Origin of the sequence: Kitasatospora sp. MBT66 (assembly GCF_000710405.2) — a bacterium.
GTDB classification, from domain to species: Bacteria; Actinomycetota; Actinomycetes; order Streptomycetales; family Streptomycetaceae; genus Kitasatospora; species Kitasatospora purpeofusca.
In genome coordinates this window covers 85,090-105,859 of the sequence record NZ_JAIY01000007.1, presented here as the reverse complement: position 1 = coordinate 105,859, position 20,770 = coordinate 85,090, and the positions used below count along the sequence as shown (strand labels likewise).

Sequence of the window (20,770 nt, the reverse complement as noted above, 5' to 3'; positions counted from 1 at the left end):
CCGTGACCGCGTCCAGCCCCCGCCCGCCCGCGCTCCCGGTGGCCAGCACGACGAGGCCGCCGAGCACGGCCACCCCGGCCCGCCGCTCACCGCTGAGGTGGGCGGCGCGCAGCGCCGCCGCGAACGCCCGCTGGGCGGTGGCGTCGTGGCCGAGGTCGTACGCGGCCCAGGCGGCGAGGCGGGCGAGCCGGCCGGCCGCGCCGTACAGCGCCCGGCCGAGCGGTTCGTCGTAGGCACCGAGCTCCAACAGCTTGGTGACCATGGCCAGTTCGGCGCGGGCGGGGCCGAGGACGAGTCCGCCGCCGCAGGACCGTTCCAGCCGCTGCTTGCTGCGGTGGGAGGCGGCGAGCTCGCCGACCAGCGCGGGGTCGACGCGCAGCGCGCCGTCGCCGCCGAGGGCCGGGGGCGGGGTGGTGAGCCGACGGGCGGCCTCGGCGAGGTCGGCGCCGCGGAAGAGGTCGGTGAGGCGGACGGGCCCGGCGTCGGCGGCGGTCTCGCGCAGCGCGGTCTGGGCGGTGTCGGCCGTCCACGGGTCGGTCAGCAGGCGCGGGGAGAGGATCTTGGCGCCGCGGTGGCCGCCCATCCGGCCCCAGAGCTGCTCGTAGGTGACGGCGATGCCGAGGGTGCGGCTGAACACCTCGCAGACGGCCTGGTCGTGGGGGCTGCGCGGGACCATGCCCCGGTCCCGCCACTTGTAGGGGGCGGTGGAGCTGATCGCGAGCCGGGCCGGGAGGGTGAGGTTGAGCTCGCGGGCGAGCCGCTCCGGGCTCCAGCCGAGCTGGTGGAGTATCCGGGCCAGTTCCTCGTTGCGCCTGCGCTCCAGATCGGCCATGGCTCCGACGGTAGCGGTCCGCCGGGGGCCGTCGTCGGGGGGTCACCGAAACCGGTCGCCGCACGGTCGTGCACCGGCCGCCGCACCGGCCGCGCACCGGTTCGCCGACGTCGAACCGGCCCCGAGGCCCCGAAGCCCCGAGACCCCGACTGTGCCGCGGGAACGCCGAAGGCCGCCCCCCGTTTCCGGGAGACGGCCTTCGATTCCTGTGGAGCTACGGGGAATTGAACCCCGGACCTCTTGCATGCCATGCAAGCGCTCTACCAACTGAGCTACAGCCCCTCGACCTGCGATGTCACCGGGGGTTTCGTTCCGTTTCCCTCGGCGACATCACTTACTTTACACGGTCCGGGGGGTGCTCCACGAATCCGTTCCCGCAGGGCCCGCGCGGACGCCGGCGCGACCGCGGCCCGAGCCCCGCACGGACGCCCGCCCTAACCCTCCTCCCGATGCTCCTCCCGACGCCCCTCCCGCCTGTCCGCCCGCCCCGCCCGGGCGGCGAAGCCGGCGGCGAGCGCGACGACCCCGCCGATCGCGACCGTGGTCACCAGCAGCGCGTGCCCGGACCCCCGGGCGGACACCGGCAGGTGGACCGCGCCGAGGAACACCGAGCCGAGCAGCGCGATCCCGACCACCTGGCCGAGCTGGACGGCGGTGACCACCAGCCCGCTGGCGTCCGCCGCGTCGGCGGGCGCCACCCGGGCGAGCGCCCGGCCGAACAGCGGCGCGTAGGCGAAGCCCGCGAGCAGCCCGAGGACGGCGGTCAGCAGCAGCGGCGCCGCGCCGACCCCGGACCCGTCGCCCAGCATCCGGCCGAGCACCAGGTAGCCGACGGCGAGCAGTCCGGTGCCGAGCGGCGGCAGGACGCCGTGCAGGCGCCGGGGCAGCCGCTGCCAGTACAGGCTGGCGACGCCGAAGCCGACCGCGATCGGGGCGGAGCAGAGCCCGGCCCGCAGGGCGCTCTGCCCGAGCCCGGTCTGCTGGTGCAGGGCGAAGGAGAACATGAAGCCCGCGAAGGCCAGCATGATCAGGAACACCGCGCCGACGGCCGGCAGCAGACCGGCCGCTCCGAGGACGCGTCCGTTGATCAGCGGCTGTCCGCCGCGCCGCGCGATCCGCCGCTCGACGACCGCGAACAGGGCGAACATCAGCGCGCTCGCGCCGAGCATGGCCCAGCCCCAGAGCGGCCAGCCGAGCTCGTGGCCGAGCACCAGCGGGACCACCAGCAGCCCGAGGGCGGCGCCGAGCACCAGCAGGCCTGGCAGGTCGAAGCCGCGCTCCCGGTCACCGGGCAGGTCGGGCAGCAGCCGGGCCCCGGCGGCGAGCAGCACCAGGCCGATCGGCAGGTTCACCAGGAAGACCGGGCGCCAGCCGGAGCCGAACAGGTCCGCGCTGACCAGCAGGCCGCCGAGCACCTGGCCGGCGGCGATTCCACCGGCGAGCACGGCAGAGTAGAGGCCCAGGGCCCGGAGCCGGGCCCGGCCGGTGAAGGTCCGCTGGATGATGCTCATCACCTGGGGGACCATCAGGGCCGCCCCGGCGCCCTGGAGCAGCCGGAAGCCGATCAGCCAGCCGGTGGCGGGGGCGAGCCCGCAGGCCAGCGAGGCGGCGGTGAAGGCGGCCAGGCCGGACTGGAAGAGCCGGCTGTAGCCGTACCGGGCACCGAGTCGGGCGCCGGTGATGAGCAGCACGGCGTAGGCGATGGTGTAGCCGGCCACCACGAACTGGAGGGCCGCGCCGGAGGCGTGCAGGTCGGTGCGGATGGTCGGCACGGCGACGTTGACGATGGCGGTGTCGAGCACGGCCATGAACTGGCCGCCGAGGACGAGCGCGAGCAGCGGTCCGGGCCTGGCGGCAGCGGCCGTGCCGGTCCCTGCACCGGCCGCGCCGGTCGGCGGGGCGGTCCGGACCGGGCCGCGTCGGGTCTGGAGATCGGTCATGGACCGAGCCTCGCCGGATCCTGGTACCAGTGGTTAGAGCCTGCGGATCCTGGTACTGGCAGCACCTGTTGCGCCCCACCGGGCTGCGGCACCATGGCGGGTATGACCGTCGTGGACACCCCCGGCACCGTCGAGCCCGCCCCCGCCGTCCCCAAAGCCCCCGCCACCCGCGCCGCCCGGCACGAAGGCCGCACCGGACGCGACCGGCGCCGCACCGAGCTGGCCGAGTACCTGCGCGCCTGCCGCGCCCGGGTCTCCCCCGAGGACGTCGGCCTGCCGCCCGGCCTGCGCCGCCGCACCCCGGGGCTGCGCCGCGAGGAGGTCGCCCAGCTCGCCGGCGTCGGGGTTACTTGGTACACGTGGTTGGAACAGGGACGTCCGATCAACGCCAGCGCGCAGGTGCTGACGGCGGTGGCCCGGGTGCTGCTGCTGGACGCGACCGGGCGCGAGCACCTGTTCCGGCTGGCCGGGGTGGCGGTCCGCCCGTCGGCGCACCCGGACCCGCCGGTGCTGGATCCGTCGACCCAGGTGATCCTGGACGCGCTGGCGCCCCTGCCGGCCGCCGTCTCCAACAGCCGGTTCGACGTCCTGGCCTGGAACACCGCCTACGAGGCGCTGTTCGCCACGAGCCGGCCCCGCACGGGCGACGGCTGGTTCAACAGCCTCTGGTGCACGGTCACCAGCCCGGAGTGCTGCAATCCCTTCCTGAACCGGGCCGAGCAGCTGCCGCAGATGGTCGCGGTGCTGCGCGGCGCGTACGGCAAGCACGTCGGGGAGCCGCTCTGGGAGGAGTACGTGCGGTCGCTGCTGCGGGCGAGCGCCGAGTTCCGGGAGCTGTGGGCCCGGCAGGAGGTGTCGACGCGGCGGACGGCGCTGAAGGTGTTCCGGCATCCGCAGGTGGGGGTGATGCGGCTGAACGCGACGTACCTGACGATCCCGGGGGTGCCGGAGGCGTACGTGGCGGTCTACACGCCGGACGGGCCCGAGGACCGTGCCCGGGTCGAGCGGCTGTCGACGCTGCCTCCGGGCGGCTGGACCGCCCCGTGCGGCCACCGGTTCACCGGGCCGGTCGGCTGAGCCGGGCCCCTACCTGAACAGAGCCCACCAGCTCAACAGAGCCCGCCACCTGAACCGAACCCACCGGCCGCGACCGCCCCGGGAACGACCGAAGGCCGCCACCCGAGGGTGACGGCCTTCCGTTCGTCTGTGGAGCTACGGGGAATTGAACCCCGGACCTCTTGCATGCCATGCAAGCGCTCTACCAACTGAGCTACAGCCCCGCGACACACAAAGTTTCCTGAGGGAACACTCCGGGTGCGGAGTGGAGCTACGGGGAATTGAACCCCGGACCTCTTGCATGCCATGCAAGCGCTCTACCAACTGAGCTACAGCCCCTCGTCGTCCGGATCTCCCGCTTCCCTTCCGGGCCGCGTTCCCTCCGTGCGAACGAGGAAAACTCTAACCGGTCGGACCCGGAACTGCGAAATCCGCCCTTCCCGGCCCCGCTCCGCACCCGTTCCGCACCCGTTCCGCGCCCTCACCGGGCACACCGCCGCGGACATCGCCCGGACACCGTCCCGACCGTGCCCGGGCACCACCCGGACACCGTCCGGACGGTGTCCGGACCGCTCAGGTGTCGTCGCCGATGACCGGCTGCGGCAGGGTGCCGGCGTTGTGCTCCAGCAGCCGCCAGCCCCGCGTGCCGAGGCCCAGCACGGACCAGCAGCAGTTCGAGAGCCCGCCGAAGCACTCCCACAGCTCCGGCTCCAGGCCGAGCATCCGCCCCAGCACGGTGCGGATGGTGCCGCCGTGGCTGACCACCACCAGGGTGCCGTTCTCGGGCAGCTTGCCGACCGCGTCGAGCACCACCGGCACCGCGCGGTCCGCGACCTCGGTGGCGAGCTCGCCGCCGCCGCGCCGGACGGGTTCGCCCTGCGACCAGGCCGCGAACTCCCCCGGGAAGCGCGCGCGGATCTCCGCGTTGGTCAGCCCCTGCCAGGAACCGGCATAGGTCTCGCGCAGGCCCTCGTGGTGCTGCACGTCCAGGCCGGTCACCTCGGCCAGCTCGTCGGCGGTGCGGCGGGCCCGCGAGAGGTCGGAGGAGACCAGCAGGTCCGGACGCAGGCCGGAGAGCATCCGGGCGGCGCGCCGCGCCTGCAGCACGCCCTCCTCGGTCAGCTCGATGTCCGTGGTGCCCTGGAAGCGCGATTCGAGGTTCCAGGAGGTCTGGCCGTGTCGCCAGAGGACGATGCGCGGACCTCGCGCCTCCCGGCTCAGCTGTAGTCCTCGGCGCCGAAGTCGTCCGCCGGGGCCTGCTCGGCCGGGGCCAGGGCGTTGCCGGCCGCGTCGGTGTGGGCGTCCGGGCGGTTGCGGGAGGCGATGGCGTCCTCCGGCAGCGGCAGCTCGGGGCAGTCCTTCCAGAGGCGGTCCAGCGAGTAGAAGGAGCGCTCCTCGGAGTGCTGGACGTGCACGACGATGTCGAGGTAGTCGAGCAGGACCCAGCGGCCCTCGCGCTCGCCCTCGCGGCGCACCGGCTTGATGTCCAGCTTCTCGCGCAGCTGGTCCTCGATCTCCTCGGCGATGGAACGGACCTGGCGGTCGTTGCTCGCGGAGGCGATCAGGAAGGCGTCGGTGATCGACAGCACCTCGCTGACGTCGAACGCGACGATGTTGTGGGCCAGCTTGTCGGCCGCCGCCTGGGCGGCGACGTTGATGAGTTCCTGGCTGTGCTCAGTGGCGGTCACGATGTACTTCCGGCTCGGCTGCTTGGGGTCGCCCGGCGCACGGGGCGCGGGGATCGCCTTCCAGGATCTCACGCCGCCCCGGCGGCCCCGGAACCGTTTTCCGGGACCGGCCGGGCCGGGGCCGACGGGGCGCGGATCGCACAGGCGTGCGGGCGCCCCGTCCGGCGGCGGGGCTACGGGGCCTTCGGCGGCGCGTAGTCCTTGCCGAGCACCACGACCAGGTCGGCGTTCTGCGCGTCGGCGACCTTCTTCACCGCCGTCTCCGGCAGGTTGAGGCTGGTCGCCAGGGACTTCGCGGCGGCCTGACGCGCGTCGTCGGTGTAGCGGATCTCACTGGCGGCCTGCGGCGCGGTCTTGGCCCCGCCGGGGACGAAGGTGAGGCCCGCGTTGACCACCTGGACCTGGGCGGCGGGCGCCGCCAGGTCGTTGCCGGAGGCGTCCTGGACGGAGACCCGGGCGGGCGCGTCGGTGCTGGTCGCGGACTTCACGGTACCGCCGAGCACCTCCTTGACCTGCTTGCCGGCGGTGGCCTCGTCCAGCGAGCCGTCCGGCTTGACGGTCAGCGTGGCGGTGCCGAAGTGCCCGTCCTTCGACTGCTGGGCGAGCTGGGCGAGCACTCCGGCGAGCGCGTCCTCGGGCAGCGAGGGGTCGAGCACCGCGTTCATCCGGTGCACGTCGTCCTTGGCGTCCTTGAACACGACCGGCATCGTGCGCACCACCGCGTCCATCACCTGGCCGAAGCGGGCGAGCTGGACGTCGCGGCTCTCGCCGGCGTTCTGGAGGGTGGCGTAGCCGACCGCGGCCTTTCCGCCGAGCAGGGTGTTCTTGCCGGCGGCGGCGAGCACCTTGCCGTCGGGCCGGCCGCCCTCGTGGACCTCGGCGTCGGTGTCCACCCGGACGCCGCCGAGCTGGGTGACCAGCAGTTCCAGGTAGGGGGTGTCGAGCCGCCAGGTGCCGGCGACGGGGGCGCCGAGCACGGTGGTCAGGCCGTCCCGGGTGCCGGAGGCGCCGAGGGAGTCCATGGCCTGGCCGACGGTGGTGACCGGCGGGTCGCCGGGGCCGGGCAGCCGCAGGGTGTCCGGCAGGAGCAGCACGGTGCCCTTCTTGCCGGCGCTGTCGTTGACCAGCAGCGCGCTGGAGACCTTGCCCTGGAGGTCGCGCAGGTGGACGACGTTGACCTGGCGCGGTCCGGCGGCGGCGGTCGCGGAGTCGCCCTTGTCGCGGGTGAACCAGAGGTAGCCCCCGGCGCCGGCACCGGCGACCGCGGCCACCGCGACGAGGCCGATCAGCCGGTTGCGGAGCTTGCGGCGGCGCTCGGCGCGCACCTCGCTGCGGGACTCGGCGAACTTGAGCCAGTCGATGACGTCCTCGGACTCCGCCTCCTCCTCGTCGACGAAGGTGAACTCGCCGGTGGCGTAGTTGTCCTCGGAGCCGCCGGCGGTCCTGGACCGGGTCGCGCGGGAGCCGCCGACCTGCTCGGACGGCGGTTCGGGGCGGGCGGGGGCGGCCGGCTCGGCGGCGGCGGGACGCGGCACCCGGCCGCGCGGGGTCACCGGGGCGGCGGGCGCGGCCGGCTCCGGCTCGACGACGGCCGGCATCGGAGCGGTCGTGTACGCCTGCGCCGGGGGCTGCGACTCGGCCCGCCCCTGGGACTGCGCCTGCGGCTGCGACTGCGCGGGCGCCTGCGGCTGCTCGTACGGCTGGTAGCCCTGCTGCTGGTACTGGTCCTGGTAGCCGTAGCCGCCCTGCTGCTGGTACCCCTGGGCAGGCTGCTGCCCGTACTGGCCGGGCTGCTCCAGCGGCTGTTCGTAGCCCTGCTCGTAGCCCTGGCCGTAACCCTGCTGGTAGCCCTGCTGCTGGTACTGGTCCTGGTAGCCGTACTGGCCCTGCCCGTAGGGCGCGGAGGGCACCGGCTGCCCGTACTGGTCGTACTGCTGGTGCTGCCCGGGCTGCTCGTACCGACCCGACGGGTCGTGCTGCCCGGACGACTCGTACTGGCCCGACGGCTCGTAGATCCCCGGCTGCTGCTCGTACTGGTCGTACTGCTGCTGCTCGTAGCCGCCCTGCTGCTGGTACGGCGGGTACTGCCCGGTCGACCAGTCGTCCGGCTGCCCGGGCTGCTGCCCCTGCGGTCCCCTGCGCTCGCTCATCCGTCGGCCCCTCCGGGATCAGGTCCGGTGCGGCGCGTAGAGCGCCCGCTTGTCGATGTAGCGGACCACGCCGTCCGGGACGAGGTACCAGACCGGCTCCCCCTTGGCGACCCGGTCGCGGCAGTCCGTGGAGGAGATGGCCAGCGCCGGGACCTCCACCAGGGAGACCCCACCCACCGGAAGCCCGGCGTCGGTCAGAACGTGGCCCGGCCGGGTGCAGCCGATGAAGTGGGCGAGCGAGAAGAGCTCCTCGGAGTCGCGCCAGGAGAGGATCTGCGCGAGCGCGTCGGCTCCGGTGATGAAGAAGAGGTCGGCGTCCGGGTGCAGCGCCCGCAGGTCGCGCAGGGTGTCGACGGTGTAGGTCGGCCCCTCGCGGTCGATGTCGATCCGGCTGACCGAGAACTGCGGGTTCTCCGCGGTGGCGATGACCGTCATCAGGTAGCGGTCCTCGGCCGGGGTGACCTCGCGGTCGCTCTTCTGCCAGGGCTGCCCGGTCGGGACGAAGATCACCTCGTCCAGGTGGAACGCGCTGGCGACCTCACTGGCCGCGACCAGGTGCCCGTGGTGGATCGGGTCGAAGGTGCCGCCCATGACGCCGAGACGACGCTTCGCCGGCGCCGGTACACCGGGACTCCCGGTCTGCTCTCCCATGGCGCCACACCTTACGCGACGCCCGTTACGGTGCGGGAACGGCCGGGTGCCGGGCGTCCCGGGGGCGGTTGCGCACCCCGGGCCACCCTCGGCCGGGCCACCGTCGTCCGGGTCAGCGGTCCCGGTTGAAGCGGGTGGTCACGAAGAGCAGCAGCAGAAGGACGAAGAACGCGGCGCCACCCGTCAGGTACGGGTTGAGGCTGTCGTGGTTGCCCCCCTCGCTCTCGTTGGCGAGAAGGTTCAGGACAGGGAGTGCGGCGGCAGTGCTCATGGTCGGCGGGACCTTCTCGGCTCGGATGACGGACAGGGGTGTCGTTCGGGCCGGTGAGGGCCCACCCGTCATCGTACGGGGGGTTACAAGGCAACCGCTCGGCGGCCCACCACGTCTGAACCGCCGTGAGCCCCGGTCGGGGACGCCCCGCCGCGGGACCGGTCAGTTGTTGCGGCCGGCCCGCAGCAGGATCCAGGCGAGCAGGCCGACACCGACGAAGGAGGCGATCAGGATGATCCGCAGGAAGAGCCCGGGGCCGTTCTCACCGGAGATCGGGGCGGCCAGGCTGACAAGGGCGGCGGTGGACATCGGCGGGCTCCTCGGACTGCTCGGTGCCGCGGCCGGAGGTGGCCCGGCTTTCCCCGGGCATTCAGGGTAAACCGCCCTCACACCGGGGCCGCCCACCGCCCCCGAGGACACCGTCCGCGCCGCACCGACGGGCCCCGGACGGGCTCACGGACGGACTCCGGACGGGCTCCCCGAGCCGCCCCCGGACGGGCTCACGGCGACCCGTAGGGTGGCCGCGGGGACGAGTACGCAACCACGGACGTTGCACAGACAGTCGTTACAGGCGAAGGACCAGCGGGGGCCGGCCGGGGGTGCCGGGGCCGCCGTCGACAGGAGGTACTCACACCATGACCGACCCGATCGCGAAGACCCCGAGCCGGCGCCGTCAGCGCTTCCCGGAGATCTCCACCCGGGCCTGGGAGCACCCGGCGGACCGTTCCGCGCTCGTCGCGCTGCGCAAGCTCACCGGCTTCGACGACGTGCTGAAGAAGCTCGCCGGCCTGGTCTCCGAGCGCTCGATCCGGCTGATGTTCCTGGCCACCGCCGTGAAGACCTCCGAGCGGCAGTTCCCCGAGCTGTACGGCATGGTGCGCGACGCCGCCTACGTGCTCGACCTCGACAAGGTGCCGGACCTCTACGTCAGCCAGGACCCGACGGTCAACGCGTTCTGCATCGGCATCGACACGCCGGTGATCGTGGTCACCAGCGGTCTGGTCGAGCTGCTGGACGAGGAGGAGCTCCGCTCGGTGATCGGCCACGAGGTCGGTCACGCGATGTCCGGCCACGCGGTCTACCGGACGATGCTGATGATCCTCACCAACATCGCCGCCCGGATCGCCTGGGTGCCGCTCGGCAACCTGGCGATCATGGCGATCGTCACCGCGCTCAAGGAGTGGTTCCGCAAGGCCGAGCTCTCCAGCGACCGGGCCGGCCTGCTCGCCGGGCAGGACCTCCAGGCCTCGATGCGGGCGCTGATGAAGCTGGCCGGCGGCCACAACCTGGCCGAGATGAACGTGGACGCCTTCCTGGAGCAGGCCGAGGAGTACGAGAAGGCCGGCGACCTGCGCGACGGCGTGCTGAAGCTGCTGCAGGTGCTGCCGCAGAGCCACCCGTTCGCGGTGGTCCGGGTCGCCCAGCTGAAGAAGTGGGCCGAGAGCGAGGACTACCGCTCCATCCTGGCCGGCGCCTACCCGCGCCGCACCGACGACCCGAACACCTCGGTCGGCGACCAGTGGCGGGCGGCGGCCGACCACTACACGACCTCGGTGAAGGAGAGCAAGGACCCGCTGATGGGCCTGATCCGCGATGTCGCGGGCGGCGCGGCGACGGTCGGCGGCAAGCTCCGCGACACCTTCACCGGGGCCCGCGCCGGCGGCAACGGCTCCGGCAACGGCAGCAGCAACACCAACGGAAACGGCAGCGGCGGCAGCGACGGCGGCTCCGGGACGAACTGAGCCCGGCCCCGGCCCCGCGGCGAGCCCCCGGCGGCCCCCGGTCACCCCGACCGGGGGCCGCCGGGGGTTCCGCCCCCTCGACGAGGGGTTCCGCCCCCTCGACGACCACCCGTCCGGCCGGGGGCCGAGACGGTCAGCTCCCCGCCAGCACCCCGCACACCTGCCAGGCCGGCCGGGCGTGGTTGCCCGGGTCCACCGCCGACGGCCCGCTGGGCGGCGCGGCGGGATCCGCCCCGGCCAGCACCGGCTGCACCACCCCGGCCAGCGAGCCGTCGCACGGCGTCGGCCCGGCCTGCAGCACCGAGTCGACCAGCCGCAGCTGCGCCGCCGCCAGGTCGATCCGGTCGAACTCGAAGGTCAGCTGCCGCCGCACGGTCTCCAGGGTGACCGGCGCCCCGGCGGGTGCCCCGGCGGCCTTCAGCGCGTAGACGAAGGTGTGGTCGGTGGTGATCCGCAGGGTGCCGCTGTCCGCCTCGTCGATCCGCATCGCCCCGGCCACCTTCACGGTGTCGGCGGCCAGCGCGACCTGCGCCGGGTCGAAGCGGACCAGCCAGCCGGTCAGCGCGTGGTGCCGGTCGTCGGTCGGCTGGAGCACGCTCGCGTCGAACTGGGCCTGCTCACCGGGCGTGACGAAGGCCCGCACCTCCGCGGTCGCCCCCTGCACCAGCACGGCGGGCGACAGCGAGGAGGCCACCAGGTAGCGCTGCACGGTGTCGAGGGCCTTGGTCACCTCGACGCGGGAGAAGTGGCCGCTGGCCGCCCCGGCGGGCGTGCCCAGCCCGACCGCGCCGTCGCTGTAGCCCGGTGGCAGGGTCGTGAAGGGGTTCGCCGGGTCGGCCGCCGGCCGGACCGACGAGGCCGGGCTCAGTGCCACCAGGCTCACGGTGAGCTGGCTGCCCTGGGGCCGGGCGGTGGGCCGGGTCGGCGAGGTGACACCGAAGTACACGGCGGCGCCGAACGCCAGCAGGATCACCAGCAGCAGGGCCAGCGCCTGCCGGGGCACGCTGCCCAGCGGTCCCAGCCGGACCTTGGGCCGGGTGGCGCGGGCGAAGGAGCCGGACAGCCGCTCGCGCGCGGACAGCTCCTGGATCCGGGCAGCCCGGACGAACGATTCGTCGAACACGACGGACCGGTACTCGTCCTCGTTCCCCGAACCACCGTCGGGCGCACCCTCCGGAGGCTCGCGCGGGTCACCCATGACACCAGGGTAAGGCGCATCCCGGCTCCGCCACGAGGGGCCTGCGGCAGATCACCGGAAGCTCTCCGTGACCGGTGGCAGCCGCCCCGGGGCGCGCCGGACCGGCCCGCCCGCCGGGCAGTGGCTCAGCCCGCCGGACCGGTGACCACCAGCGACGGTTCGGCCGGCGGCGGCGCCGGGTCGACCCCGGCGCTGCTGCTGCCGGACTCGGGCCGTTGCGGCGTACCGCCGGCCCCGCCCACGCCCTGGTAGACCGCCGCGACGGCCACCGCGACCAGGCTCACGCCCATGATCACGGCGAGCACCCAGGCCACCGGCCGGTGCCAGCGCTGCTGGGCGACGTACCGGCCGCGGCCGGCGCCGATCGGGTCGAATCCGCCCGGGCGCCAGCGCCGCGAACGCCGTCCGGTGGCCCGGCCGGGGCCGGACCACGGATCGGGATAGAGGTGGTCGTCGTCGAGCCGGCTCGGGTACGGGCGCAGCTCCAGTGGCAGTCCGTCCGCGGCGGGGGGTTCGAAGCCCCAGCCGGGTCCGGCCGCGTCCGGCTCGAGACGGGCCTCGGCGGCGGCGAGCTGCCGCTCCTTGGCCGTCGGCTCGTGCACGGCGGCGGACCGGACGAACGCCTCGTCGAAGACCACGGTGGCGAACTCGTCGTCCGCACCACCGTGGTCGGCACCGTCGGGGTACGGCAAGCCCCCCACATCGTCAGCCACGGATTCAGCGTATTACCGGGCGGGCGATTTGTCTGGGGCTCGGACCAGTTGGTCCGTCGCCCGTGTGACGGCGGGCTCGCCGGGCCCCGGGCGGGGCGGGTTCAGCCGGCGTCGGCGGCGCCGCCCACGGTCTGCGTCGCCTCGCCCCGGACATGGCCGTCACCAGTGACGATGTACTTGGTGCTGGTCAGCTCGGGCAGGCCCATCGGGCCCCGGGCGTGCAGCTTCTGGGTGGAGATGCCGATCTCGGCGCCGAAGCCGAACTCACCGCCGTCGGTGAACCGGGTCGAGGCGTTGACAGCGACCGTGGTCGAGTCGACGAGCTTGGTGAAGCGGCGGGCGGCGGTCTGCGAACGGGTGACGATGGCCTCGGTGTGGCCGGAGGTCCAGCGGCGGATGTGCGCGACGGCGGCGTCCAGCGAGGGGACGACGGCGGCCGCGATGTCGTACGACAGGTACTCGGCCTCCCAGTCCTCGTCGGTGGCGGGCAGCACGGTGGCGCCGGTGCCCTCCGCGGCCTTGAGCACCGCCTCGTCGCCGTGCACGGTGACCCCGGCCGCGGCGAGCGCGGCGAGCGCGAGCGGCAGGAAGGCGTCGGCGATGTCCTGGTGGACGAGCAGGGTCTCGGCCGAGTTGCAGACGCTGACCCGCTGGGCCTTGGAGTTGAGCAGGATGCCGACGGCCATCGCGAGGTCGGCCTCGGCGTCCACGTAGACGTGGCAGTTGCCGGTGCCGGTCTCGATGACGGGGACGGTGGAGCCCTCGACGACGGTGCGGATCAGCGAGGCGCCGCCGCGCGGGATGAGCACGTCGACCAGGCCGCGGGCGCGCATCAGCTCCTGCACGGAGTCCCGGCTCTCGCCGGGGACGAGCTGGATCGCGTCGGCCGGCAGCCCGGCCCCGGCGACGGCGTCGCGCAGCACGGCGACCAGGGCGCTGTTGGAGCGGTAGGCGGAGGCCGAGCCGCGCAGCAGCACGGCGTTGCCGGACTTCAGGCAGAGCGCGGCGGCGTCGGCGGTGACGTTGGGTCGGGCCTCGTAGATGATGCCGACCACGCCGAGCGGCACCCGGACCTGACGGACGTCCAGGCCGTTGGGCAGGGTGTAGCCGCGGACGACCTCGCCGACCGGGTCGGGCAGGCCGGCCACGTCGCGGACGTCGGAGGCGATGGCGGCGATCCGCTCCTCGGTGAGGGTGAGCCGGTCGATCACCGACTCGGGGGTGCCGGCCGCGCGGGCCCGGTCGACGTCCTCGGCGTTGGCGGCGGTGATCTCGGCGGCGCGGGCGACCAGGGCGTCGGCGATCGCCCGCAGCGCGGCGTCCTTCGCGGCGCGCGGCACTGGGGCGAGCGCGGCGGCGGCCTCCCGGGCTCGGCGCGCTACGGCGAGGACGGGGCTGTCGGCGGAGGCGGGGACGCTGCTCATGCGCCCCAGGGTAGTGGAGGCCGTCGCCGCTCCCCCGCCCCATTTCGCCCGGTGAGACGCCGTGCCCCGGCCCCGCGGCGCCCCGGCCGGGACCCGCGGTCCCTCAGTAGGGGTGGACGCCGCCCAGCTGCGGGGGCGGGCCGGCGAAGCCCTCGGCGACCCGCTTGTGATAGGTCGCCCGGTCGACCACCTCCAGGCCGACGATCTCCCAAGGCGGCAGCTTGGCGGTGGCCTTGTGCTCGCCCCACAGCCGCAGTGCGATCGCCGCCGCGTCGTGCAGGTCCCGGGCCTGCTCCCAGTAGCGGATCTCGGCGTGGTCGGCGGCGTAGCGGGCGGTCAGGAAGAACGAGTGGTCGTGCGCCAGCCGCTCCAGCCCGGCCCGCAGCTCGGTCAGCGGGGTGACCGGCCCGGCCACGCTGAGCACCACGTGCCAGAGCCGGGCCTGGTCGGGCGCGGCGGGCGGTTCGGTCGCGGTGTGCCGCTCCGTCGGGAGCCGGCGCACCGTGCCGGGACCCTCCGGCGGACCGGACGGTCCGGCGGGGCCCTCGTCCCCGCCGCCGTCGATGCTGGTCAGCCGTCGGCCCGCGGTTCCTCCGGTCAGCGCTGCCTCGCGCCTGCGTTCCACCGGCGGCCTCCTGTTCGGCGATGTCGTGTCGTCGTGCCCGCCGGCCCCGGCCGACGCGGGTCCGACCGCGCCCCTCCTCGCCCGTGGCCGGGCGTGCTCCCCGCACGGAGCAGCCCCTGTCCCCGGCGGTCCGACGGCGGGTCAGCCGCGCAGGACGACCAGGTCGTCGCGGTGGACGACCTCCCGCTCGTAGGCGGCGCCGAACTCCTGGGCCAGGTCCCGGGTGGACCGGCCGAGCAGGCGGGGCAACTCCCTCGCATCAAAGTTGACCAGTCCGCGCGCCACGATGTTGCCGTTTTCGGCAAGAAGGTCCACCGGATCGCCCGCGGCGAACTCGCCGTCGACCTTGGTGACCCCGGCGGGCAGCAGCGAGGCGCCGCCGGAGACCACGGCCGCGACGGCCCCGGCGTCCAGGTGCAGGGTGCCGCGCGGGCTGCTGGCGTGGGCGAGCCAGAGCATCCGGTCGGAGGAGCGGCTGCCTGTGCGCAGGAACAGGGTGCCGGTGGGGCGGCCGGCGAGCGCGTCGGCGGCGTGGCTGGCGGCGGTGAGGACGACCGGGATGCCGGCGCCGGTGGCGATCCGGGCGGCCTCGACCTTGGTGACCATGCCGCCGGTGCCGACGCCCGCCTTGCCGGCGCTGCCGATCTCCACGCCGTCGAGGTCGTGCGGGCCGGTGACCCGGGCGATCCTGCTGCTGCCGGGGCGGCTGGGGTCGCCGTCGTAGAGGCCGTCGACGTCGGAGAGCAGCACCAGCAGGTCGGCGCGGACGAGGTGGGCGACCAGCGCGGCCAGCCGGTCGTTGTCGCCGAACTTGATTTCGGCGGTGGCGACGGTGTCGTTCTCGTTGACGACCGGCATCGCACCCATCGCCAGCAGCTGGTCCAGGGTGCGGTAGGCGTTGCGGTAGTGGGCGCGCCGGCTGGCGTCCTCGGCGGTGAGCAGGACCTGGCCGACGCGCAGCCCGTAGCGGGCGAAGGAGGCGGTGTAGCGGGCGATCAGCAGGCCCTGGCCGACACTGGCGGCGGCCTGCTGGCGGGCGAGGTCCTTGGGCCGTCGCTCCAGGCCGAGCGGGGCGAGGCCGGCGGCGATGGCACCGGAGGAGACCAGCACCACCTCGGGGGCGTCGGGACGGGTGCGGACCTTGGCGAGCGCGTCGACGAGGGCGTCCACCCGGTCGGCGTCGATGCCGCCGGCGGCGGTGGTGAGTGAGGAGGAGCCGACCTTGACGACGATGCGCCGGGCGGTCAGCACCTCCGCCCGCAGTTCGTCCTCGCTCATCTCGGGTCCCGCCCTTCCGGTGTGGTGCGCTGGCGGCGGGCCCGGCCCGGCCGTTTCCCCCGCAATCTACGCGATCGGGCCGACCGCCCCGCACCGTGTTCCAGCCGCCGGACGGAGCGCGGACGGCGCACGGGACGGGGCCGCTCCGCCCGGCGCGCCGTCAACGCGCGAGCCCCCGCCGCCCGTTGACGGGGCGGCGGGGGCTCGCGAGGCTCGCGGCGGGGACTCAGCTGTCCTCGTCGTCGCCCTCGATGGAGGCCTGGCGGCCGCTGGAGAGCGCCTCGAAGGCGAGGTACTCGGCCTCGGCGGCGTCCCGGCCCTTCTGCTTCTCGCGCCGGCGGTCGACGGCCGGACGCTGGGTCTCCATGCGGTGGTCCTCGCCGCGGCGGCCGAGCATCTCGGCGCCGGCGGCCATGGTCGGCTCCCAGTCGAAGACGACGGCGTTCTCCTCCGCGCCGATGATGACGGTGTCACCCTCGTGCGCGCCGACCTTCCACAGCTTGTCCTCGACGCCGAGGCGGGCCAGCCGGTCGGCGAGGTAGCCGACGGCCTCGTCGTTGGAGAAGTCGGTCTGGCGGACCCAGCGCTCCGGCTTGACGCCGCGGATGCGGAAGGCGCCGTCCTCCTCGGTGATGGTGAAGCCCTCGTCGTCGACGGCCGTGGGCCGCAGCACGATCCGGGTGGACTCCTCCAGCGGCTTGGCCGCGCGGGCCTCGCCGACGATCTGCGCCATGGCGAAGCTGAGCTCGCGCAGGCCCTTGCGGGAGGCGGCCGACACCTCGAAGACCCGGTAGCCGCGCTCCTCCAGGGAGGCGCGGGTCAGGTCGGCGATGTCCTGGCCGTCCGGCACGTCGATCTTGTTGAGGGCGACCAGTCGCGGGCGGTCCTCGAGGCCGCCGTACTCGGCGAGCTCGGCCTCGATGGTCTCCAGGTCGGTCAGCGGGTCGCGACCGGGCTCCAGGGTGGCGCAGTCCAGCACGTGGACGAGGACGGAGCAGCGCTCGACGTGGCGCAGGAACTCCAGGCCCAGGCCGCGGCCCTGGCTGGCGCCGGGGATGAGCCCGGGGACGTCGGCGATGGTGTAGACGGTGTCGCCGGCGGTGACCACGCCGAGGTTGGGGATCAGGGTGGTGAAGGGGTAGTCGGCGATCTTCGGCTTCGCGGCGGAGAGCACGGAGATCAGCGAGGACTTGCCGGCGCTCGGGTAGCCGACCAGGGCGACGTCGGCGACGGACTTGAGCTCCATGACGATGTCACGGGCCTCGCCGGGCTCGCCGAGCAGCGCGAAGCCGGGCGCCTTGCGGCGGGCGGAGGAGAGCGCGGCGTTGCCGAGGCCGCCGCGGCCGCCCTGGGCGGCGACGAAGCTGGTGCCGTGGCCGACCAGGTCGGCGAGCACGTTGCCCGCCCGGTCCAGGACGACGGTGCCGTCCGGGACGAGGAGGACGAGGTCCTGGCCGAGGGCGCCGGTGCGGTTGCCGCCGGCTCCGGGCTTGCCGTTGGTGGCCTTGCGCTTGGGCGAGTGGTGGTATTCGAGCAGGGTGGTGACCTGCGCGTCCACGGTGAGGGTGACACTGCCGCCGTCCCCGCCGTTACCGCCGTCCGGGCCGCCGAGCGGCTTGAACTTCTCGCGGTGCACGGAGGCGCAGCCGTGGCCCCCGTTGCCCGCGGCGACATGAAGTTCGACGCGGTCCACGAAGGTGGTCATGGTTGTGCCTCCAGTGCGAAGAAGTCAGTGTTCTACCTGCGTAAAGCATGAAGGGTGGACCGGAACATTCCGGCCCACCCTTCATTGTGAGTCTGGTGTGACTCAGGCCTCGACGGCCACGATGTTGACGACCTTGCGGCCGCGGCGGGTGCCGAACTGCACAGCACCGGCGGTCAGCGCGAACAGGGTGTCGTCGCCACCGCGGCCGACACCGGCACCCGGGTGGAAGTGGGTGCCGCGCTGGCGGACGATGATCTCGCCGGCGGAGACGACCTGGCCGCCGAAGCGCTTCACGCCGAGGCGCTGGGCGTTCGAGTCACGGCCGTTACGAGTAGAGCTTGCGCCCTTCTTGTGTGCCATTTTTCGCTATCCCCTTACTTGCTGACCGAGTCGATGCTGGTGATGCGCACCGCGGTGTGCTGCTGGCGGTGACCCTGACGGCGGCGGTAGCCGGTCTTGTTCTTGTAGCGCAGGATGACGATCTTGTCGCCCTTGGTCTGGTCGACCACCTCGGCGTGAGCCTTCACGCCGGCCAGCACCCACGGGTCGGAGGTGACGGCTTCACCGTCGACGACCAGGATGGTGGAGAGCTCCACCGAGTCACCCGGCTTGGCCTCGATACGGTCGATCTCCAGCACGTCGCCGACGGCGACCTTGTGCTGGCGGCCGCCTGCGCGAACGATCGCGTACATGCGGTACCTACTTTCCCAACTCGGTCGGAACTCTCGATGCCAGCCACCTGGGTACGGACACAGGGGCCTCCCCCGTCCCCCCTCGCGGGGAGTCGTCCTCTTGCGAGAACCGGGAGGTGATGTGCTCGGGAGCAAGGCGTAGACACGCCAGTGGTCAAGAATACGGGCCGGTCGCCGCTGGGGCAAACCGGCCCGTACGGGTCCCGGGCGGAGGGTTCTCCGCCCGGGACCGGGCCCTACTCGGCCGCCGTATCACCCTCGGCGGCCGCCGCCTTCTTGGCCGCCGCGCTCGTCCGCTTGGTGGCGGTCTTGCGGGCGGTGGTCTTCTTCGCCGCCGTCGTCGTCTTCTTGGCGGCGACGGCGGTGGTCTTCTTCGCGGCGGTCTTGCGGGCCGCCCGCTTCTTCGGGGCCGGCGCCTCCTCGGCGGGCTCCTCGGTCGCGTCCGGAGCGGCCTCGGCCGCGGGGGCCTCGGCGGCCTCCGGGACCTCGGCGACGGCCGGCTCGGCCACAACCTCGGCCGGGGCCTCCTCGACCGCGGCCGGCGCGGCCTGCGGCTCCTCGACCGGGGTCTGCGCCGCCGGGTCCTGGGCCGCCGGGGAGACGGCCGCCAGGGCCGACTCCAGGGCCGCCTCGGCCTTGGCCTGCAGCACCACGATCTCCGCCCCGCCCGGCGCACCGGCCGGAGCCGTCGCCTTGCGGACCGCCCGACGGCGGGGCCGTCCGGCGGGGGCGGCGGCCGGAGCCTCCACCGGGGCCTCGACCACGACCGGCGCCGCGGCGACCGGCTCGGCCACGACCTCGGCCTCGCCCGGCACCTCGATCGCCAGCTGGCCCTCGATCTCCTCGCGGACCGGCGCGGACTCGACGATCTCGAAGTCCTCGGCCTCGTCGACCTCGTCGACCGAAGCGGTCTCGACCGCCTCGACGACCTGCGACTCCTCGTTCCCGGCGCCGCCCTTGCCCCGGCGACGGCGCTTGCCGCCGCCCGCACCCGCCTCGACGGCGGCAGCGCCGCCACCGGTGTGGGCGTGGGAGTGGGAGCTCGGCTGCTCCATGTGGACGATCACACCGCGGCCGTTGCAGTGCACGCAGGGCTCGGAGAAGGACTCCAGCAGGCCCTGGCCGACCCGCTTGCGGGTCATCTGGACCAGGCCCAGCGAGGTGACCTCCGCCACCTGGTGCTTGGTCCGGTCCCGGCCCAGGCACTCCAGCAGACGGCGCAGCACCAGGTCGCGGTTGGACTCCAGGACCATGTCGATGAAGTCGATCACGATGATGCCGCCGAGGTCGCGCAGCCGCAGCTGGCGCACGATCTCCTCGGCCGCCTCGATGTTGTTCCGGGTGACCGTCTCCTCCAGGTTGCCGCCCTGGCCGACGAACTTCCCGGTGTTGACGTCGACGACGATCATCGCCTCGGTGCGGTCGATCACCAGCGAACCGCCGCTGGGCAGCCAGACCTTGCGGTCCAGCGCCTTCATCAGCTGCTCGTCGATCCGGTAGGTGGCGAACACGTCCACCTCGGAGGTCCACCGCTGGAGCCGCCCGGCGAGGTCCGGGGCCACGTTGGAGACGTAGTCGTGGATGGTGCTCCACGCCTCGTTGCCGGAGACGATGACCTTGGTGAAGTCCTCGTTGAAGATGTCGCGGACGACCCGGACGGTCATGTCCGGCTCGCCGTACAGCAGCGCCGGGGCGTTGCCGGAGGCGGCCTTCTTCCGAATGTCCTCCCACTGCTGCTGGAGGCGCTGGACGTCGCGGGTCAGCTCGTCCTCGGAGGCGCCCTCGGCGGCGGTGCGCACGATGACGCCCGCGTCGTCCGGGACGATCTTCTTGAGGATCTGCTTCAGACGGGCGCGCTCGTTCTCCGGCAGCTTGCGGGAGATACCGGTCATCGAGCCCTCGGGCACGTAGACCAGGTAGCGGCCGGGCAGCGAGATCTGGCTGGTCAGGCGGGCGCCCTTGTGGCCGATCGGGTCCTTGGAGACCTGGACCAGCACGGACTGGCCGGACTTCAGCACCGACTCGATCCGGCGCGGGCCGCCGTGGCCGCCCAGCGCGCCGAAGTTGACCTCACCGGCGTACAGGACCGCGTTGCGGCCCTTGCCGATGTCGACGAACGCGGCCTCCATCGACGGCAGCACGTTCTGGACCTTGCCCAGGTAGACGTTGCCGACGTACGAGGTGGCCTGCTCCTTGTTGACGTAGTGCTCGACGAGCACGCCGTCCTCGAGGACGCCGATCTGGGTGCGCTGGCCGTTCTGGCGCACCACCATGACGCGCTCGACCGACTCGCGGCGGGCCAGGAACTCGGCCTCGGTGATGATCGGCACCCGGCGGCGGCCCAGCTCGCGGCCCTCGCGGCGGCGCTGCTTCTTGGCCTCCAGACGGGTGGAGCCCTTGATGGACTGCACCTCGTCCGGGTCGAACGACGGCTCGGTGGAGCGGCGGCGCGGCTCGCGCACCTTCACCACCGTGCGGACGCCGTCCTCGGTGGTCTCGGCGACCTCCACGGCGCCGGCCTCACCGCTGCGGCGGCGACGGCGACGGCGACGGCGCGAGGAGGACAGGCCGGCGGCCAGGTCGTCGTCGTCCTCGTCGTCCTCGTCGGCGGCCGCGACGGCCGGCTCCTCGACGGCGGGCTGCTCGGTCTCGGGGGCCTCGGCCTCCTCGTCGGCCTCACCGCGACGGCGGCGACGGCCACCCCGGCGGCGGCGGCGCGACGGGCGACCGTCCTCCCACTCGTCCTCGGCCTCGGGGCCGGTGGCGGGGGCGGCGACGGCCGGGGCCTCCACGGCGGCGGGCGCC

The 20,770-nt window shown here is 74.0% G+C and carries 18 protein-coding genes, 3 tRNA genes and 1 pseudogene; 2 read left to right on the top strand and 20 right to left on the bottom strand.

Annotated elements, in window-relative coordinates; translation table 11 throughout:
• The 3 genes and pseudogenes from BI06_RS50955 to BI06_RS19810 form a co-directional block, all read right to left on the bottom strand.
• Window positions 1-832: pseudogene (locus BI06_RS50955) on the bottom strand (hypothetical protein); the annotation flags it as partial.
• A gap of 209 nt (window positions 833-1,041) precedes the next feature.
• Window positions 1,042-1,114, bottom strand: a tRNA-Ala gene (locus BI06_RS19815).
• Window positions 1,115-1,266: 152 nt separating this feature from the next.
• A complete protein-coding gene (locus tag BI06_RS19810) occupies window positions 1,267-2,772 on the bottom strand; it encodes an MFS transporter (RefSeq protein ID WP_051741446.1) in 1,506 nt (501 codons plus the stop codon).
• A 102-nt stretch (window positions 2,773-2,874) separates the two neighbouring features.
• Between BI06_RS19810 and BI06_RS19805 the strand changes: the two genes are divergently transcribed.
• A complete protein-coding gene (locus tag BI06_RS19805; protein WP_051741444.1) occupies window positions 2,875-3,849 on the top strand; it encodes a helix-turn-helix transcriptional regulator in 975 nt (324 codons plus the stop codon).
• A gap of 130 nt (window positions 3,850-3,979) precedes the next feature.
• Here BI06_RS19805 and BI06_RS19800 read toward each other — a convergent pair.
• The 8 genes from BI06_RS19800 to BI06_RS52465 form a co-directional block, all read right to left on the bottom strand.
• Window positions 3,980-4,052, bottom strand: a tRNA-Ala gene (locus BI06_RS19800).
• A gap of 42 nt (window positions 4,053-4,094) precedes the next feature.
• Window positions 4,095-4,167 (bottom strand) — tRNA-Ala (locus tag BI06_RS19795).
• Between the two features lie 234 nt (window positions 4,168-4,401).
• Complete coding sequence (locus BI06_RS19790) at window positions 4,402-5,049, bottom strand: histidine phosphatase family protein (RefSeq protein ID WP_030397437.1); 648 nt, start codon at window positions 5,047-5,049, stop codon at window positions 4,402-4,404.
• Window positions 5,046-5,516, bottom strand: a complete 471-nt coding sequence (rsfS, locus tag BI06_RS19785) for a ribosome silencing factor (RefSeq protein ID WP_030397436.1) — start codon at window positions 5,514-5,516, stop codon at window positions 5,046-5,048. Before rsfS ends, BI06_RS19790 begins: the two co-directional genes overlap by 4 nt.
• Before the next feature lie 173 nt (window positions 5,517-5,689).
• Complete coding sequence (locus BI06_RS19780; protein WP_043470130.1) at window positions 5,690-7,666, bottom strand: LCP family protein; 1,977 nt, start codon at window positions 7,664-7,666, stop codon at window positions 5,690-5,692.
• 18 nt (window positions 7,667-7,684) lie between these two features.
• On the bottom strand, window positions 7,685-8,317 hold the full coding sequence (nadD, locus tag BI06_RS19775; RefSeq protein ID WP_030397433.1) for a nicotinate-nucleotide adenylyltransferase: 633 nt from the start codon (window positions 8,315-8,317) through the stop codon (window positions 7,685-7,687).
• A 112-nt stretch (window positions 8,318-8,429) separates the two neighbouring features.
• Window positions 8,430-8,588 (bottom strand): hypothetical protein, encoded by a 159-nt coding sequence (locus BI06_RS52470; RefSeq protein ID WP_167349791.1) that lies wholly within the window; start codon window positions 8,586-8,588, stop codon window positions 8,430-8,432.
• 162 nt (window positions 8,589-8,750) lie between these two features.
• Window positions 8,751-8,897, bottom strand: coding sequence for a hypothetical protein (locus BI06_RS52465; RefSeq protein ID WP_167349790.1), 147 nt, complete (start codon window positions 8,895-8,897; stop codon window positions 8,751-8,753).
• Between the two features lie 326 nt (window positions 8,898-9,223).
• Between BI06_RS52465 and BI06_RS19770 the strand changes: the two genes are divergently transcribed.
• Complete coding sequence (locus BI06_RS19770; protein ID WP_043470127.1) at window positions 9,224-10,330, top strand: M48 family metallopeptidase; 1,107 nt, start codon at window positions 9,224-9,226, stop codon at window positions 10,328-10,330.
• A gap of 133 nt (window positions 10,331-10,463) precedes the next feature.
• Here BI06_RS19770 and BI06_RS19765 read toward each other — a convergent pair whose 3' ends face one another.
• From BI06_RS19765 to BI06_RS19725, 9 genes are all read right to left on the bottom strand, one after another.
• Window positions 10,464-11,528 (bottom strand): hypothetical protein, encoded by a 1,065-nt coding sequence (locus tag BI06_RS19765; protein ID WP_030397431.1) that lies wholly within the window; start codon window positions 11,526-11,528, stop codon window positions 10,464-10,466.
• 125 nt (window positions 11,529-11,653) lie between these two features.
• Window positions 11,654-12,241, bottom strand: coding sequence for a hypothetical protein (locus BI06_RS19760; protein WP_063795000.1), 588 nt, complete (start codon window positions 12,239-12,241; stop codon window positions 11,654-11,656).
• Window positions 12,242-12,342: 101 nt separating this feature from the next.
• Complete coding sequence (locus BI06_RS19755) at window positions 12,343-13,665, bottom strand: glutamate-5-semialdehyde dehydrogenase (RefSeq protein ID WP_043470124.1); 1,323 nt, start codon at window positions 13,663-13,665, stop codon at window positions 12,343-12,345.
• Window positions 13,666-13,768: 103 nt separating this feature from the next.
• Entirely contained in the window at window positions 13,769-14,290 is a 522-nt protein-coding gene (locus BI06_RS19750; RefSeq protein ID WP_030397428.1) for a hypothetical protein, read from the bottom strand.
• 141 nt (window positions 14,291-14,431) lie between these two features.
• Window positions 14,432-15,568 (bottom strand): glutamate 5-kinase, encoded by a 1,137-nt coding sequence (gene proB, locus BI06_RS19745; protein WP_051741438.1) that lies wholly within the window; start codon window positions 15,566-15,568, stop codon window positions 14,432-14,434.
• A gap of 226 nt (window positions 15,569-15,794) precedes the next feature.
• The gene (gene obgE, locus BI06_RS19740; RefSeq protein WP_030397426.1) at window positions 15,795-17,273 is read right to left on the bottom strand and encodes a GTPase ObgE; all 1,479 of its coding nucleotides are present in this window, start codon (window positions 17,271-17,273) and stop codon (window positions 15,795-15,797) included.
• Window positions 17,274-17,375: 102 nt separating this feature from the next.
• Window positions 17,376-17,633: a 50S ribosomal protein L27 gene (rpmA, locus tag BI06_RS19735; RefSeq protein ID WP_030397425.1), complete on the bottom strand. Its 258-nt coding sequence runs from the start codon at window positions 17,631-17,633 to the stop codon at window positions 17,376-17,378.
• Window positions 17,634-17,647: 14 nt separating this feature from the next.
• Window positions 17,648-17,965, bottom strand: coding sequence for a 50S ribosomal protein L21 (gene rplU / locus BI06_RS19730; protein WP_030397424.1), 318 nt, complete (start codon window positions 17,963-17,965; stop codon window positions 17,648-17,650).
• A gap of 236 nt (window positions 17,966-18,201) precedes the next feature.
• On the bottom strand, window positions 18,202-20,770 hold a 2,569-nt coding region (locus tag BI06_RS19725; RefSeq protein ID WP_051741436.1), incomplete at its 5' end, for an Rne/Rng family ribonuclease.

Coding starts and splice junctions, on each gene's coding strand:
- BI06_RS19810 (WP_051741446.1), bottom strand. CDS start 2,772: ATGACCGATCTCCAGACCCGACGCGGCCCGGTCCGGACCGCCCCGCCG.
- BI06_RS19805 (WP_051741444.1), top strand. CDS start 2,875: ATGACCGTCGTGGACACCCCCGGCACCGTCGAGCCCGCCCCCGCCGTC.
- BI06_RS19780 (WP_043470130.1), bottom strand. CDS start 7,666: ATGAGCGAGCGCAGGGGACCGCAGGGGCAGCAGCCCGGGCAGCCGGAC.
- nadD (WP_030397433.1), bottom strand. CDS start 8,317: ATGGGAGAGCAGACCGGGAGTCCCGGTGTACCGGCGCCGGCGAAGCGT.
- BI06_RS52470 (WP_167349791.1), bottom strand. CDS start 8,588: ATGAGCACTGCCGCCGCACTCCCTGTCCTGAACCTTCTCGCCAACGAG.
- BI06_RS52465 (WP_167349790.1), bottom strand. CDS start 8,897: ATGTCCACCGCCGCCCTTGTCAGCCTGGCCGCCCCGATCTCCGGTGAG.
- BI06_RS19770 (WP_043470127.1), top strand. CDS start 9,224: ATGACCGACCCGATCGCGAAGACCCCGAGCCGGCGCCGTCAGCGCTTC.
- BI06_RS19765 (WP_030397431.1), bottom strand. CDS start 11,528: ATGGGTGACCCGCGCGAGCCTCCGGAGGGTGCGCCCGACGGTGGTTCG.
- BI06_RS19755 (WP_043470124.1), bottom strand. CDS start 13,665: ATGAGCAGCGTCCCCGCCTCCGCCGACAGCCCCGTCCTCGCCGTAGCG.
- proB (WP_051741438.1), bottom strand. CDS start 15,568: ATGAGCGAGGACGAACTGCGGGCGGAGGTGCTGACCGCCCGGCGCATC.
- obgE (WP_030397426.1), bottom strand. CDS start 17,273: ATGACCACCTTCGTGGACCGCGTCGAACTTCATGTCGCCGCGGGCAAC.
- rpmA (WP_030397425.1), bottom strand. CDS start 17,633: ATGGCACACAAGAAGGGCGCAAGCTCTACTCGTAACGGCCGTGACTCG.
- rplU (WP_030397424.1), bottom strand. CDS start 17,965: ATGTACGCGATCGTTCGCGCAGGCGGCCGCCAGCACAAGGTCGCCGTC.